14 protein-coding genes are annotated in these 16,673 nt (G+C 39.2%); 11 read left to right on the top strand and 3 right to left on the bottom strand.

Annotation, left to right across the window (positions count from 1 at the left end):
* Window positions 1–8 precede the first annotated feature (8 nt).
* The 8 genes from MB14_RS03655 to MB14_RS03620 all read left to right on the top strand — a co-directional run bounded on the left by MB14_RS03655 (window position 9) and on the right by MB14_RS03620 (window position 10,293).
* Window positions 9–512 carry a DinB family protein gene (locus MB14_RS03655; RefSeq protein ID WP_062588824.1) on the top strand — a complete coding sequence of 168 codons (504 nt, stop codon included), beginning with the start codon at window positions 9–11 and terminating at the stop codon, window positions 510–512.
* A 135-nt stretch (window positions 513–647) separates the two neighbouring features.
* Window positions 648–1,871, top strand: coding sequence for a DUF4221 family protein (locus MB14_RS03650; RefSeq protein ID WP_062588822.1), 1,224 nt, complete (start codon window positions 648–650; stop codon window positions 1,869–1,871).
* 233 nt (window positions 1,872–2,104) lie between these two features.
* Window positions 2,105–3,694, top strand: a complete 1,590-nt coding sequence (locus MB14_RS03645) for a hypothetical protein (RefSeq protein WP_062588820.1) — start codon at window positions 2,105–2,107, stop codon at window positions 3,692–3,694.
* A gap of 113 nt (window positions 3,695–3,807) precedes the next feature.
* Window positions 3,808–4,839 (top strand): sensor histidine kinase, encoded by a 1,032-nt coding sequence (locus MB14_RS03640; protein WP_062588818.1) that lies wholly within the window; start codon window positions 3,808–3,810, stop codon window positions 4,837–4,839.
* Window positions 4,836–5,891, top strand: coding sequence for a histidine kinase (locus MB14_RS03635; protein ID WP_062588816.1), 1,056 nt, complete (start codon window positions 4,836–4,838; stop codon window positions 5,889–5,891). Before MB14_RS03640 ends, MB14_RS03635 begins: the two co-directional genes overlap by 4 nt.
* Window positions 5,888–6,667 carry a LytR/AlgR family response regulator transcription factor gene (locus MB14_RS03630; protein ID WP_062588814.1) on the top strand — a complete coding sequence of 260 codons (780 nt, stop codon included), beginning with the start codon at window positions 5,888–5,890 and terminating at the stop codon, window positions 6,665–6,667. Before MB14_RS03635 ends, MB14_RS03630 begins: the two co-directional genes overlap by 4 nt.
* A gap of 259 nt (window positions 6,668–6,926) precedes the next feature.
* Window positions 6,927–8,066, top strand: coding sequence for a DUF4221 family protein (locus tag MB14_RS03625; protein WP_062588811.1), 1,140 nt, complete (start codon window positions 6,927–6,929; stop codon window positions 8,064–8,066).
* 73 nt (window positions 8,067–8,139) lie between these two features.
* Complete coding sequence (locus MB14_RS03620) at window positions 8,140–10,293, top strand: carbohydrate binding family 9 domain-containing protein (RefSeq protein WP_062588806.1); 2,154 nt, start codon at window positions 8,140–8,142, stop codon at window positions 10,291–10,293.
* An 88-nt stretch (window positions 10,294–10,381) separates the two neighbouring features.
* Here MB14_RS03620 and MB14_RS03615 read toward each other — a convergent pair whose 3' ends face one another.
* Both MB14_RS03615 and MB14_RS03610 read right to left on the bottom strand, forming a co-directional pair.
* Window positions 10,382–11,116, bottom strand: a complete 735-nt coding sequence (locus tag MB14_RS03615) for a hypothetical protein (RefSeq protein ID WP_132644063.1) — start codon at window positions 11,114–11,116, stop codon at window positions 10,382–10,384.
* Complete coding sequence (locus MB14_RS03610; protein ID WP_062588802.1) at window positions 11,109–11,756, bottom strand: sigma-70 family RNA polymerase sigma factor; 648 nt, start codon at window positions 11,754–11,756, stop codon at window positions 11,109–11,111. Before MB14_RS03610 ends, MB14_RS03615 begins: the two co-directional genes overlap by 8 nt.
* 257 nt (window positions 11,757–12,013) lie before the next feature.
* On the opposite strand from MB14_RS03610, the gene MB14_RS03605 reads away from it, so the two are divergent.
* From MB14_RS03605 to MB14_RS03595, 3 genes are read left to right on the top strand one after another with little or no spacing between them, the layout of a single operon-like run.
* Window positions 12,014–13,144 carry a nucleotidyltransferase domain-containing protein gene (locus MB14_RS03605; protein WP_062588800.1) on the top strand — a complete coding sequence of 377 codons (1,131 nt, stop codon included), beginning with the start codon at window positions 12,014–12,016 and terminating at the stop codon, window positions 13,142–13,144.
* Window positions 13,134–13,535, top strand: coding sequence for a type II CBASS E2 protein (locus MB14_RS03600; protein ID WP_062588772.1), 402 nt, complete (start codon window positions 13,134–13,136; stop codon window positions 13,533–13,535). Before MB14_RS03605 ends, MB14_RS03600 begins: the two co-directional genes overlap by 11 nt.
* A gap of 7 nt (window positions 13,536–13,542) precedes the next feature.
* A complete protein-coding gene (locus MB14_RS03595; RefSeq protein WP_132644062.1) occupies window positions 13,543–14,184 on the top strand; it encodes an STING domain-containing protein in 642 nt (213 codons plus the stop codon).
* A 392-nt stretch (window positions 14,185–14,576) separates the two neighbouring features.
* Here MB14_RS03595 and recG read toward each other — a convergent pair whose 3' ends face one another.
* On the bottom strand, window positions 14,577–16,670 hold the full coding sequence (gene recG / locus MB14_RS03590; RefSeq protein ID WP_062588768.1) for an ATP-dependent DNA helicase RecG: 2,094 nt from the start codon (window positions 16,668–16,670) through the stop codon (window positions 14,577–14,579).
* Window positions 16,671–16,673: the final 3 nt, after the last annotated feature.

Raw genomic sequence — 16,673 nt, 5'->3', positions numbered from 1 at the left:
TACCACTTATGAAAAATAAGCTAAAACAAACTCCCCTGTTGGTCTTAGTACTCTCCGTATTGGCCATTGGGCTTGTCAGCGCCAACTTAAAACCAGCAGATGGCGGTTATGATTACCTCAAACAAAGGCTAGAAATTACCAAAGCCTTCACTATTGAAGTGTTTAATGCTATGCCAGAGGCAGATTACAGCTTCAAACCCAATGATGAACAACGCACATTTGGGGCACAGGCCTACCACATTGCCTATAGTATCGATTATTATCGTAGGGCTTTCCAAAACCGAGGGCAAGCCGAATGGAGTCCTGGCGATGAAAATATTAAAAGCAAAGCAGAGCTGATCAAATGGGCTAGAGAGCAATTTGATGCCATGCACAAATTGATTCTTGCGAGTGAACAAAATGACGCAGTTACGGCTCTAGTAATTTCATACTTAGACCATAATGCCCACCACCGAGGCCAAATGGTAAGTTACTTAAGAATGAAAGGAATTAAGCCTCCTGCTTATCGTTAAACGAATTGTATTGTGTATTGGAATGGGCTGTGCCGAAAGGTGCGGCCTTTTTTTGTTACTCAGGCCCAAGAATTACCCAGCCTTGTTAATTCCATGGATATTACGTTTATTTAATCTTTGTATAGAGAAATTATAATGCGATATAATCCTATTAAAATACTTTTGGCTGTATTACTACTTAGTTCTTGCGGAGGAACTGAAAAAAGTGAGAAAACCGATAACATAATAGCCGAAAGAAAGCCACTTGAGCTTATTGATAAAGGAATCAAGACTTTCGCTCTGGATGACGAAACCAATTTTGAGCGGCTCATTGATCTAAAATTCAATACAATTGAAGGAGTAGATTACTTATCATTCTTTGACAGACAAGCATACTCCATATACATGTATGATTATAAGCAATCTACCCCAGTTCGTAGAATTCAATTGGAAAAAGTTGGGCCAAATGGAATACAAGAATTCTTTACGTTTCAATTTTTCTTCCACGCTATAGACTCCATCTTTATTAGAGTTCCATTGATAGGTCAATATCTAATCAATGATAAAGCAGAAGTTATAGATAAACATGCAGTCGAAGGTTTAAAGCTCTCTCAAAATGAAATGAGAAATGCTTCTTACGATGGCGCTAGTTATTACGAAAATGGCAAAATCAATACCCTGTGGACTAACTCCAATCAGAGCAAAAATCAAGAGCAAACATACCTAAGAGCAGTAATAGATTGGAAAAATGACTCTATTGCTTCAAAGAATATTTCTGCCAATCAGGTCTTTGCAGATTATCCAAAAATCAAGGAGATGCTGAACCGTAAGGATAAAACATTCATCCCCATTAAAGTCCATTTTTTAAGAAGTTCCGAATTCCTATTTGCCAGTACACCAATCTCTGATAGTATTTTCCTTTTTAAGGACAACCAACGGGTAAAGTCTATTTATGCAGGTAACCCCAACTATAACATCGCTGATTACGAAACTTTCTTGAAATTAAGAGAGATCAAAAACATTCGTTCTGGGTCAAGTGGAAGCGTTTCAAAAGTTCAGGAACCTATTCATCCTCCATATTACGGAGACAATAGTATTTCCCCAGATGGAAAATACATCTATCGTGTACTTTCACATGGAACCAAGCCCCTCTATAATGAAGTGCTCGAACGAGATATACCCGATGTAATTGGCGCAACATTGATTGTGGTAAACACAGAAACAGATGAGATAAGCTACTTCGAACTGCCTATCGATGAAATTGACCTAAAGGTGCCAGAAAGCCCTAATGTATTTACTAGCAATGAGGGCATTCATTTTCGCGTAAAAGATCAACAAAACGAAGACGAGATCCAATTCAGAGTTTTTGGTGTGAAGTAAACCCACTACAAAACAGCATTACATCTTCTCAACAGTTCAGTGCAGACAAATTACAGTTCATTGCATTGCGGTTTTTTCTTGCGCGGCATCTTCCCATCATTGTAAGGTCGATTAGCCATTTGGCGCATCGGCAAGAGGTCAAGCCCGATAGGTCATCGGGAACTCAAAACAACAAAGACAGTTGAAAGGCAGGTTTGGTCACCTGCCGGCAACTGCCTAAAACGAAACAAACTATGAAAAACCAAAGCACAAAAACTCGAAGTATAATTATGGGAATGGTCGTTGCCCTATGGGCAATGCTTTCCATGGCCAATGATCTTTCCGCCCGACAGATTACTATTTCAACCTCTAGGTCAAATTCCAACTCAACAAGCATTTCTCAAAAAAATGGCACCTATCGCTATAGCAGCAAACAAGGCAGCAATGGTATTGAAATAGAATATGAAGGCGACATCGCATTTACGGATGATGATAAAGCCATCAAGTCCATTTCCCGAGACGGTTATATCAAAATAAGAAAAACCTCTTTTGGCGAAAGAAGAGAGTTATTGGCCGAAGGAAATGCAGATGGAACCATTGACTATCAGTTTTACGAAGGCCGAAGAAAGGCCGATTTTGATGCCGCTGCCCAAAAATGGTTAGCCGATGTGCTGCTCGAAGCCATTCGCGCCACAGGCATTGGTGCCGAAAGCAGAACCCAAAGAATTTACGCCAAAGGTGGTCTTGATGCGGTTTTAAAAGAAACCAACGAAATCAAAAGTGACCATGTAAGCCAAATGTACCTTAAAGCGGTGCTCGGCAAACAAAACCTGAACAACAAGGAACTGGTAAAAATTGCGGCTTATGTACCTGCTAACTTAAGTTCCGACTATTATATCACCGAAGTTTTTAAGGATTACAGCACGCTCTTTTTAAAGAACAACGAAACCACAGAGGCTTTTTTAAGCGCCATTGGTCGAATGGATTCTGACCACTATATAAGCACTATTTTAATGCGTGCTTTGAAAGAAGATTTGAGCGATGCCATGATTTCTAAAGTACTAGATGCTGCAGAAAGAATGGATTCTGACCATTACAAAACTGAAGTGATCAAAAGAGTAATGGATAGAAAAGAGCTTTCGAGTAGCGCAGTAAATAGAATCGTAAAAGCTACTTCCGACATTGATTCGGATCATTATTCTACTTTGATTTTACGAGAGGCCCTTGACAGACCAAACCTAACAGATGAAGCTTTTGAAAGCCTAATGGATGCTATGGCGAACATTGATTCCGATCATTATGTAACCGAAACCATGCGTAGCCTTTTAAGACAAAACAACCCTTCCGACAGGGTAGTAGAAGCGGTGATAAAAAGAGTAGGGCGAATGGATTCTGATCATTACCGAACATTGATAATCAATGATTTAATGAAGAACCAACAGGTTTCTAAAAAATACTTCAATGACTTATTGGTAACCGTTAATGATGTTGACTCCGACAATTACGCTGCCCAAATATTGAAAAGCGTATTGCGCGAGCAAGATCTTTCAGATGAAAACTATGATAAGGTGTTGAGCAGAGTAGCCAACATTGATTCGGATTACTACAAAGTAAACATATTACAAGATGTACTTAAGGCTAGAAATTTGAAAAAAACGCACATGATCAGCATCTTGAAAACGGTGTCCAGCATCGGCTCAGACTACTACAAATCCGAAGTATTGAAAGGCGCTTGCAGTTCAGTAAGTAGCGCTGACGCAGAAGTAAAAGACTTGTTCAGATCGGTAGCTAAAACCATTAAATCAGATACCTATTATGGCAAAGTAGCCCGCTGTATTGACTAAGATTTTCTGTCCAAAAGAGAGGGAAGTGCAAATGCGGCTTTTGAATATATTTCGATAGACCGTTATTTTGCCCCTCTCTTTTTCTTAAATTTCTATCCAACCAACTCTAAAATATGCCCAAGCTTATCCGGCTTGTACTTTTTACCGTCATAGGAATTCTATTTCTAGAATACCTCTATTATAGCGAATACGATTTATTACCTAATGTATATAAAGAGGCTCCGCTATATATATTTACTATTGTTACCAGTATTATCTCTGGCTGGGTTATTAGCAGCATCAACCTAAAGCTCAACGAAAAACTACCTTGGCGCAAAAGCATAATGCAGCGATTTATCGCTGGACTGGCCTTTGATTTTCTAGCCCTCGCCATTATTCTTTTAACCTTAAACTGGTTGGCTGGTGTTTCAGGAATGATTGATTTTCACTTGTTTGAAGCAGCACTCACCGAAAGTCAGCTTGAAGTAAAAGTGATTATCCTAAGCTTTATTCTGCTGTTTATTGTAACACTGGTAGAATTCAATACTTATTCCTACAGCGAATTTTCTGTGGGGCAAATCCGGAAGTTAAAATCGGAACGAAAACAACTTGAATTTCAGTTTGAAGCCCTTAAAAGCCAGCTTAGTCCGCATTATTTGTTCAATAGCATGAACACCATTTCATCGCTCATTTATCGCGATCCTCAAATTGCAGAGAACTTTATCCGCAACCTGGCCGAAACATTCAACTATGTTTTGAATACCAAAAATGTAAAGCTGGTCAGTCTAAAAGAAGAAATTGAAGCCCTGAGAGATTTTAACTATTTGTTGGGCATCCGCTACGGAAATGCGCTGGATCTTAAAATTGAAATTGATGATGCTACGCTCTCTTACCCTATTCCCCCTTTGAGCCTTCAGCTTTTGGTGGAAAACGCGGTAAAGCACAATGTAATTTCTGATGACGAACCGCTGAGGATCAACATTAGAAATGATGAACATCACATCATTATTTTGAACAACAAAACCGAAGCGCCTACCAAAACCAGCTCACATAAAGTGGGCCTCGACAATATAAAAAAGCGATATGCCTTTTTTACCGTGCTCGAAGTAGAGGTAAAAGACGAAGATTATTTTGAAGTGAAACTGCCGATTCTAAAAGATTCATGAAAAAGAACCTACTAGATCAGCCGCTTTTCCGCATTACCGTGCCGCCCATTTATGGGCTGATGATGTATTTTCTGATTCTGTTGCTCAACAACAGCCTTGCTCAAATCACGGACACCGTCCTCACCCAAGAATTACTGCTTTGTGTAGTGCTGGCTTTTCTTACTTCTGAATCGCTACGGCTTACCATTGTGCTCTTCGAGAAAAAAGTGGGGCATGAATTAAGGAGAACGGGCAATATTACTTTACTCTTTTTTACTTCTTTACTGATTTCAGCAGCGATCATCTTCGCTGCCGTGTATTATTACTTTTCTGAAATTGAAGGCAATTCCTATTTCGTTCTTTTTAAATCGAACTTGATAAAACTTGTTTCCATTTACTCTATTAGCGGCCTGCTTTACACACTTTTCTACCTGAGCATTTATTTCCTTTCCGTAAAAAACGAAACTGAAATAAAGCGCGAAGACCTCAAGCGCCAAAACCTCGAACATCAGCTCGAAATCTTCAATAATGAAATCAACCCGAGCCTACTTTTCCAAAGTCTGGAAACGCTTATTTCGCTGGTGCATCACAATATAGACGCTGCCGAAGATTTTGTGGACAGGCTGTCGCTGGTCTATCGTTACATTTTAGATAACCGAAAAAAGGAATTGGTAAAAGTGGAAGATGAGCTTCAGGCCACCAAAAACCTATTCCTCCTTTTCAAAGAAAAGTATCCTGAGCAAATCAGCTTAACTATTGCGCCTTGGACTGGGGAAAAAGGAAAATTATTGGTGCCGAATTCATTGCCGATGTTGCTCGATTGTGTGGTCAACAGTACCATCATTTCAGGCTACCAACCTTTAAATATTCGAATTAGTTTTGATGAAGAAGGTTACCTAGTACTTCAATACCAAGAAAATGATAAATTGAGTTTGGATGCAATGATTAAGAAAAGGCATAAAAACCTGCATCAGGCCTTTGCTTATTTTTCGGACAAACCCGTAATCCAAATCAAGGCCTATGGTGACGCCTTTATAAAACTGCCATTGCTCGAATTGAAAGAAGAACTATGAAGGTATTTATTATAGAAGATGAAATTCCGGCAGCCGAAAAGATTCAACGCTATTTAAAGCGCTATGATGAAAACATAGAAATCTTGGGTCAGGCCATGAGCGTAAAACAAGCCGTAAGTTGGCTTGATGAAAATCATGATGTAGACCTGCTGTTAATGGACATTCAGTTGACAGACGGCCTCAGCTTTGATATTTTCAAGTCGGTTAAAATTGACATTCCCGTGATTTTCACCACGGCTTATAACGAATACGCCATCGAAGCCTTTAAGGCCAACGGCATAGACTACCTCCTCAAGCCTGTTACTTTCGATGCCATTTCGGAGAGTTTGGATAAATTCAAAAACCTTAAAAACCGACTTTCAGAACAAGGAAAAGTAGAAACTGAATCGGTCATTGATTTACAAGCGGCCCTACAAATGCTGAGCAAGCGCGAATACAAAACGCGTTTTATGGTGAAGATTGGAGAGCACATTCGCTCCGTAACCACCGATACCATTCACCTGTTTTATGCCGAAGGGCGAAATGCTTATATCGTTACTGAAGAGGGCAAGCGCCTGATCATTGATTACAAGTTGGAAACGCTGGAAGAAATGCTCGACCCCAAAAAGTTCTTCCGGGTAAACCGAAGCTATATCATCGAAATCAATGCAATTAAAGATGTGCTGGTTTATTCGAACAGTCGCCTGAAAATCATCCTTCACCTAAATTTCGACCGAGAGATTATCGTAAGTAGGGAAAAAGTAAATGCTTTTAAGACTTGGTTTGATGGGGAATGATTTGGTCATTGGTTGATTAGTCATTGGTCATTAGAGAGACTCATTTGCCCTAACTTTGCGACAGGAATTGTAGAAATTTGCCCTAACTTTACAACAACACAGGTCATAACTATTTGTTAATAAGCGAGTTAATCGACCTTTCCTTTTTTACATCTATTCCTCAAATATATCATCTCATTTAGGGTCTACTTTGTGAGGAAATTTGGTTGTTCAGCAGTCACTCATTTCATTTTCAGCCAAAGTATCGCTATTTTGGTTTATGAAATTTTTAGGAATAAGTAATAGGATTAGATTTTTTTCACTGGGCTTCTGTATCATTTCCTTCTCTCTTCAGGCTCAGACAGAGAAACAAGTAGTTTACGGAGACGACTTTGTTTTCAATTTGGATTACGAAACCTCCTTTGAGGCATTCGGCCCTGTGCGGTATAAAGATCATTTTGCTTTTTACAACCCCGTAAATTCCAGCTTAAAGCTTTTTGACCAAAAGTCTCTAACAGTTGCTAGTACAATTAATATTGTGAAAGAAGGGCCAAAGAGCACCGCGAAGCCCTTTGGAGTATTTAGTAATGGAATGGGTGTATTCACGTTAGACTTTTACAAACAAGTGATCAATCAAATTGACGCAAACGGATTTGTTATAAAAACTTACAATATATCATCCCAGGCAGTAGGCTCTAATGATGGTTTACTGCCGCTACCCCTCAGTAGTATATATTTTCAAGGCCCTTACATCTACATCCCTATTCCAGGAGGTATTTCCTTAAAAACCAATTTTACGAACCATAGCCGTAAAACCATATTGAGGGTAAATAAGGAAAATGGGACAAAGGATACATTTCTCAATTACCCTGAAAATTATAGCCATAATATTGGTGGAGGCAGACCTTCAATATTGGCCACAACTTCTAATTCAAAAAGCAAATCCTTGCTGGTGAGCTACCCGCTCGATCATCGGATTTTTGAGTTAACCATAGAAGGAGAGATAAAAGTACATATGGCAAAGTCATCCGATTTTGATGACTTTGATGATTTTTATTACAAGGAAGACAGAATAGATGATGGTGGTAGTAACGGGACTTTAAAAAAATGGCTAGGCAATTACAGTTACTCCTTTCTTTTTTATGATGAATTCACGGACACTTATTGGCGCTTTGTGAATTTACCGTTGAGCTATGCTCAGTTGAACCAAAAGGAAGTTATTGAAGCTAAGTTTCGAATTTATAAAGTTTTGGTTTTAGACAAAAATTTTAAAAAAGTAGCAGAGAGCGATGAACTTCAAGGGATTGATCTATCCCTTATGAGTGGGAAAATATTCTCCACAGAAAAAGGAATTCACATCTACGCTAAAAATCAAGAGAACGAAGAAGAAATGAGGTTTAAAACGCTGAAGATCAAGTAAACCAATTCAAAATATATAAGTGGTTACCTTTTTTTAGTGAATCGAAGTAATTTTGTTTAAGCAACCATATTTTATGTTGAAAACTCTTTTTTACTCGGTCATTGCGTTTGTTGTTCTTTTTAAATTTCAGGCAAACGCTCAAGTTAAGTCGGTCTATGTAGAAACACCCCCAAAAATAGATGGGGTTTTAAATGAAGACATTTGGAAAAATAGCCCCAATGTAACTGGCTATAAAACCTTTGTGCCAGATTTTGGAAAGGACATGCCTTTTCAAACCATCGCTTATATGGCACATGACGATGAAAACTTATACTTCGCCTTTAAGTGTTTTGACGACCCCAAATTGATTAAAACATCTATTGCAGCACGCGATAAAATTTCGGCCGATGATTGGATTTGCATCAACCTCGACTCGTTTAACAGTGCCCAATCACTCTACGGCTTGTACGTAAACCCAAATGGTATTCAAATGGATACGCGATTTGCCGCAGGTAATGAGGATGTTGGTCTAGATTTGATTTGGTACAGCGCGGCTAAAATAGTGGATGATGGCTACGTGGTAGAAGCCAAAATTCCTTTTAAAAGTATTCGCTATACTGTTAAGGACGGCCAGGTAGAAATGGGTGTAATTTTCGAACGAAGGATTAGCCGTTTTTCTATTCAGGGCACTTTTCCGGCACTCGACCCAAAACAGGGCTTTGCTTTTCTTACCCAAATGATGCCGATACAGTATGATAGGGTAAAGAAACCCAAATTAGTGGAGATATTGCCTGCTGTTACTTACGCCATCAATAAGGAACATATAAACGGAGCATACAAAAAGGAGTATAATTTTGAACCCAGCCTAACGGCTAAAATTGGTATTACGCCCGAATTGGTTTTTGATGCTACCATCAACCCAGATTTTAGCCAAGTAGAATCTGATGCGCAACAGGTAGAAGTAAACCAGCGCTTTCCTGTTAACTATCCTGAAAGAAGACCTTTCTTTTTGGAAGGAAATGAGAACTTCAATTTTGCTGGAACAGGTGGTTTCTCTCCTGTAAGCTCAGTGGTCAATTCTAGATCAATTGTATCTCCGAAAAGAGCCGCTAAACTGACGGGTAAGATTGGCGATAAAAACATTATTTCAAGCATATATGCAGTAGACAGAGCAGATGAACATTTACCAGATTTTGCCCAAGATGAAACTGCCGATGTTGGTGTAATGCGCTATATGCGCTCGCTTTCTCAAGACAGCTATGTAGGCTTAATTGGCACAACCCGTAGAAGAAATGGGGCTTCGAATGATGTATTAGGTTTTGATGGCCAATACCGTTTCAATCAGTCGAACCAAGTGACAGGTCATTTTTTGAATTCTAGAACCAAACTTACGGAAGACGGCCCTTTGGCTAACAGTATTTCTAGCTCCATTAGTGTTTCAAAAAACACCCGAAATTTCAATGGTTCTTTTAGTCTGTTAGATATTGGTGAAGACTTTAGGTCAGAGGTAGGCTATATTACCCGAACAGGCATTAGTCGTGCTACGCTAAGCTTAAACCCAAAAATATTTCCAAAAGGAGATGGTTTAATCAAGCGCATAGATCCACAGCTTTATACCTCCCTCACCAAAGACAAACCCAGCGGACTTAATGAGCATGTGCTTTACCTTTCATTGGCAGCTACACTGCCCCGAAACACACGTTTGTCTGTTTCTGCAGACCATTCTTCGGAAATTTACTTAGGCCAAGAATTTAAAGACGGAACCATTAGCCTACAGGCGAGTTCTCAGATTACAAAACGCATTTTCTTTAAAACTAGCTACGACTGGGACAACGGAACTTACTACAGAGAATTGGCCCAAGGGTATGGCAAGCGCATTAGCAACAACCTTACCCTTCAGTTGTCCGACAAGTTTAGCGCGCAGTTCACCCATACTTTTAACTCGCTTTACAATTCAGACACGGATGTAAAATACTATGATATTCACATTGCTCGTGGACGCGTAGTTTACCAAATGAATAAGTACCTGTTCTTTAGGGGTATTGCCCAATACAATAGCCTTTCTAAAGTATTTAGCCCTAATTTCTTGGTGTCCTTTACCTACATTCCTGGTACTGTAGTTCACCTTGGCTGGGGCTCCGTATATGAAAAAACCCGCTGGGATGGCGCCCAGTACGTAAACGATGACCAATACCTACAAAAAGCCAGCGGCTTCTTTTTTAAAGCCAGCTATTTGTGGAGATGGTAGGCGGGTGTGTAGTTAAGAGGGATTGGTTAGGGGTTATGGGGTGTGGTATAAAGAGCTTATGAAGTAGTAATAGCGTTGAAAAGTAAATTTATTCAGAAGCCTGAACTGGATAAATACCTTTTTCAAGCATCCACTCCATGGCTCTATTTATCTCCGACTCCGAAAACTTCTTCTTTTCATCAGCCCAATTATAAAATTTGGAGTGAAGTAGTTGACTGTTAAAATCATTACCCTCTTCGAGAATCTCTTTCCAGCAAGCAAAAATTGTTGCTATCAATTCAATTTCACTAGTCTTTGTTTTCCTAAATATTCCGATCAAATCATTAATTTGAATCAGCTTATCTTTATAATATTTCTCAAACCATTCTTTATGACCTCCTGACTTTGCAAGCGGCCAATATTTTTGATTTGAGCCTCTTCTAAACTCAAACCATTCATTTTTCTTAAACTGGGAATCGATTGACCTCATCAAACTAGGATCATATGGTCCCATTGCTTGCTTTAAGAAATTCGCATGAATAGCCATACCCAATGAATTCTGACATAAGAACATTAATTTTTGCAACTTTACATGTCCCAATGACCATTCATGGTGTAATTGATAAACTATCTCTGCAGCAAGGACAGTTCTTTTATGGTAATCAATCCCTGTTATTTCTTTAGTTGATTTCTTAGAGGCTAATAAAATCGCAGTAGGATCAATTTTATTAATATCAGCCTTAAACTCAAAACTCTTGAAAGTCAGTCTAAACTGATCAATCTGATCTGAAGATTCTGGAAACCCAAAACCGGTACTATTTAGAAAAGCACTTATCTTATCCATTTTCATGTAAATCAGATTCTAAAGCTCTGAGACCTAATAGAGCAATGCTAATTTTATCGAGAGTTTCCTTTTTATAAGTTCTTATTGTTCCTTGTTCTATGCCCAAATGCTCACGCAGCTCTTTTAAAAGCTTTCTTGGGAGATTACAGCCTGCATTTTCATAAGACTTATAGGTTAAGTAAATCACTTTATGACTGTATGGTAGTGAACATAACACTTTATAAACTATTTGGTTTTCCAAGGATGCCTCAGTCGGCAACTTTGGTAATTCCGTTATAATAACCTCTGATCCGTCTGACCAATTACCCTCTTCCTTACGTTTCTGTATTCGATAGAAATCGGTAAGGTTGTTTTTCGCAATTGCAGCTAAATATATAATAAAGGAATCATCATCAGTCTTTCCCTTTGCTTCTTTTAAATCAAAGCCAGGTTTCTTGGCGTAAGACTCAAAAGTCTTAAAAACAATTTCCTCAGCTACTTCATGCGATTGACCAAACTTTCTACACCTCATCTCACAAAAGTTGAGTAAGTCCTGTCTAAACCTCAAAACCAGTACAGAAAATGCCTCCTCACGATTAGGGAGATCCACGTTTTGATAGGTGTCAATTAAGTCCTGAGTAGATTTCTGATGGTATGTCATCAACTCTTCATTTGGTATACGCAAAAGCGTTGGGAACCTATTTCAGTAATTCAAGTAGAGCGCAACTACTTAAACACAATTATATGATTTTTAAATTAATTTTTATGTCATATATAAACAAAGTTCAGGACTGAGAGAATAGGAGATGGTTCAGGACCTGAAAGTATAAAAAGTTATTGAACCAAAAGAGATGCTATTAGACAAGAAAAGGAGATGACTTTTTAAAAAAAATTACGGGAAGAAAAACAAATTACTATATGCTTATTACATCAAATGCAAAAACCCAGTTAGAAGACACCCTCGCTAAAATGGCAGAAGCTGCCGAACTGGATAAAACACGTTGGAGTCGATTGAATACCGCCTATGAAGCCATCAGCAAATGGCTTAGTGATGACCCCGAGTTTTTCGGAGGTGTAGAAATTGAAATTTATCCACAAGGATCGGTATCCATAGGAACAACAACGAAACCTTATGGAAAAACTGAATTTGATTTGGATGTGGTTATCCACATCAAATTACTCTCATCCAATTATGATCCTAAGACCATTTTTAATGAGGTGGTACGAAGACTTAACGAAAACGAAACTTATCGTAAGATATGTGAGCCTAAGTCAAGGTGTGTAAGACTAAATTATCAAGGCGATTTCCATCTTGATGTTGTACCTGGTTGTATGGTGATAATTTACAATCACGAACTTATAGATATAACAGATCAAAAGAATGAAATATGGCTCAGGTCAAGCCCAAAAGGTTATCAGAAATGGTTTTTGGATATTGCTAATCGAGTAGAACTTACACTACTAGAAATGACTTTTTCTGCTCATAAAGTAGAGATTGAAGAATATGCAAAAAAGAAACCTCTTCAAAGAGCTGTACAGTTGATTAAAATGAGAAGAAATATCTATTTCGATCAAAACCCAGAAAATGCGCCAACCAGTATAATTCTTACAACACTTGCAGCTCAATTTTACGAAGGGCAATCTTCAATTTCCGAGACCTTTGAAGGCATCATTTCGAAACTCAAGAACCACATAGAAACCCTATTTCCTAATAGACCTTTTGAACTTCCAAACCCTGTAAACCCCAGTGAGAACCTGGCAGATATTTGGGTTGACAAACCAGAACTATATAAGCATTTCATTTCCTTCATTAACAATCTCCACAATGAGTGGCAAGACCTTAAAAAGGCACATGGAATCGAAGAAGAAGCCATATTAATGAAGGGAATGTTTGGCAATGACCCTTATATCAAGGCTATGGAAGCAAGAGCTGAAACGGTAAACCAAAAAAGGGGAAACGGATTGGGAATTCTAGCAACCGGTGTAATGGTTGATAGAGCAGTTGAAAAGAGTTTACCAGTTATGCCCAATACATTCTATGGAGATTAAAGATATTCCCATTCACTTTCAGCATGCCGCTTTGAAAACTAAGATTAAAGAATGTGATCTCTTTTTAGATAAAAACTATTTGCGTGTTAGGGGCAAATTAAAGCCGACTTCTCGAAGTTGCTGGTACTCTTATGAAATAAAATATTGGTATCGGGAAAAGATCAAAATATTTATCAGAGAGCCCATGATAAAGACTGAACTGGATGGCAAAAAAGCTGAGCACTTATATAAAGATGGAAGCCTGTGTCTATTCTTTCCAAAAGCAAAAGAGTTTGATTCAAAAAAGTTAATAGTAGACTACATCGTGCCATGGGTTTCATTGTGGCTCTTTTTCTATGAAATATGGCTTGTTACAGGAAAATGGCAAGGTGGCGGAATTCATCCAAATTAAGACAATCATGAAAAATGTAATTGCAAATGTTTCGACTGCTATAACTCTAGCTTTAATGATCCTTTGGATAAAGTATCCTAATAGAATTGAATGGGAAGCTATAATAGGAATTCTTTTAGTTATTAAAGAGGTAACCATAAGATGGCAAATAGGAAAAATAGAATCCCTTGAGTTTTCACCCGCTATATCTTTAGCTCATGGTTATGTGAACAACTTCCTAGAGCCTGCAATAAATGAACTCCTTATGAAAGCCAGCAATAATATTAACTTTAGCATCTATATACCACACGACCTAGAGGAGTTAAGCGATCAACAAATTGATAGAATGAAACTACAAATAGAGGCAAATGGCTATCGACTTAAGGAAATTAAGCTCAAAAAGAAAACAGGAAGGCCTCATGACCTCCTTTTAGTTGAAAAACAAGAAGGAACCCTTTCATATTTCGACTTTCCTAGAACTCTCTTATCCCTTCAATCATACATTGATTATAAGGTAGACTCTACCAAGAATGAATTCTCAGAGGAGAAAAAAATAGCAATGGGTGCAAAATTAGTCGATGCTTTTCATAATGAAGTAGATAGACTTATAAAAAAGAAAAACCTAGAAGGAATCGTCACTTTTGTGAGTAAAGACTTAGAGTTATATTGAGAAACTATGGAGTGACTCATTTATCAACATTCTTGCGTCTAAACTAAATCTACCCTCTACGAAACCCTCCCCCAATTCACTAAGGTCTTTTTTAGCTCTAACGTTTAGCTTTCAATAAGAATGTTGCACCCGTTTTTTTGTGCATAACACTAACATGCACAAGAAAACAAATATATGCTTACATGTTTCATGAACGCGCACAAAGAAGTGCCGTTTGTTGTGCACATAGCCGTTTGGGTAGCGCGCTCTATTTATAAACCTTTGTACGCCATCGAAAACAAGAGTAATTTTGTTATAAAAGACTCATCAGCTTGTTGGTGAAGAACATCAACAAGGGCAGAAAAGCTGATGTTTTCATCTTTCCTGATCTACTGATAACTGATTTCTAAACACTACGAAATCCTCCCCCAATTCACTACGGCTTTTCTAAGCGACTTGATGTGGCGTAGGATATTGCGGTTTTCTTCTTTTTCTAGCTTGGGGTCGGCTTCAAGAATATCGCTAGCGGCATTTCTAGCGGCCTGCAGAATTTGGCCGTCTTTGGCGATATCGGCAATCAGTAAATCGAGCACGCCACTTTGTTGGGTTCCGGTAATATCGCCTGGGCCACGGAGCTGAAGATCTACATCGGCAATCTCAAAACCATTGTTGGTGCGCACCATGGTTTCCAGTCGCGTGCGGGCTTCTTTGCTCAGCTTGTACTCTGTCATCAGAATACAATAAGATTGCTCTGCACCACGGCCCACACGGCCCCTCAACTGATGCAATTGTGCCAAGCCAAAGCGTTCGGCATTTTCAATCACCATCACCGAAGCGTTAGGCACATTTACCCCTACTTCGATTACCGTGGTGGCCACCATAATTTGGGTTTCGTGCTTAATAAAACGCTGCATTTCAAAGTCTTTGTCCTGCGGTTTCATTTTGCCATGCACAATACTAATGTGCTGATCGGGAAAAGCCCTGCGAATGGATTCATAACCATCGTCCAAATCTTTCAAATCCAGCTTGGCAGATTCTTCAATAAGCGGATAAACCACATAAATCTGCCGGCCCTTTTTGATTTCTTCCTTCATAAAACCAAACACCTGTAGGCGTTTGGCATCGTACTCGTGTAAGGTTTTAATGGGCTTTCTGCCCGCAGGCAATTCATCAATAATAGAAACTTCTAGGTCTCCATACAGCGTCATGGCCAAAGTACGCGGAATTGGAGTGGCCGTCATTACCAATACATGCGGATGGAAACGTTCGTTTTTGCCCCAAAGCTTCGCCCTTTGCGCTACACCAAAGCGGTGCTGTTCATCAATAATGGCCAAGCCTAAATTCTTGAACTGAACCACATCTTCGAGCAAAGCATGTGTACCCACCAAAATACTGATGCTGCCATCGAGTAAGCCTGCGTGAATCACTTTGCGCTCACTCTTTTTGCTAGAACCCGTGAGTTTTGCAATGCCAATGCCCAAAGCATCGGCAAAGGGTTTCAAACCTTGATAATGTTGGTCGGCTAGAATTTCAGTTGGCGCCATAATACTGGCTTGCGCACCAGAACCTACCACCAAAAGCATGCATATAAAAGCTACAATAGTTTTTCCACTTCCTACATCTCCTTGCAGCAAACGGTTCATCTGTTTGCCCGACTTCATGTCGAAATAAATTTCTTTGATTACCCGCTTTTGGGCATTTGTTAAATCGAAGGGCAAATGGTTATTGTAGAAATCGGTAAGTAAACTGGAGTCGCTATACACAGCTCCTCGGTACTTTTCAGTTCGGGTCAGTTTTAGCTTTAGCAGGCGCAACTGAATAAAAAACAGTTCTTCGAATTTTAAGCGGAATTGAGCTTTCTTCAATAACTCTTCATTGCCCGGAAAATGAATGTGCCAAAGCGCGAGCTTCTTTTCAATCATTCCATACTGGGTCACTAAACTTTGAGGAAGAGTTTCGTTGATATGCGGTTCAGACAAAACCATTACCTGGCGTACCATTTTAGAAATGGCTTTGCTGTCCAAGTATTTGGCCTTCATTTTTTCAGAAGTATGATACACCGGCTGAAGGAATGAAGCTTTTTCGTTTTGAGTGGTTAGCACTTCAAGCTCAGGGTGCGCAATGCTAATTTTTCGACCAAAAGTAGCAGGTTTGCCAAACACCACGTATTCCACCCCCAACTGTATTTTCTTAGCGATAAACTGAATTCCCTTAAACCAAACCAGTTCTAGCGTACCGGTTCCGTCCTCAAAATGTGCAACGAGGCGTTTTTTCCGCATTTCGCCCACGGTTTCAATTCTTCTGATTTTACCTTTAATTTGAACGAAGGGCATATCGCCATGTACTTCTTCAATAGGGTAAAACTTGGTGCGGTCTTCGTAGCGGAAGGGATAATGTTGAATAAGATCACCATAAGTGAATAGGCCAATTTCGGCACCTATCAGCGCTGCTTTTTGCGGGCCAACCCCCTTAATAAATTCTATGCGTGTTTCGAAAAATGACGGCACGGA

Source organism: Roseivirga ehrenbergii, from assembly GCF_001593005.1.
Lineage (GTDB): Bacteria > Bacteroidota > Bacteroidia > Cytophagales > Cyclobacteriaceae > Roseivirga > Roseivirga ehrenbergii.
The sequence above is the reverse complement of the archived record's forward strand: the minus strand, read 5'-3'. Positions and strand labels throughout refer to the sequence as shown.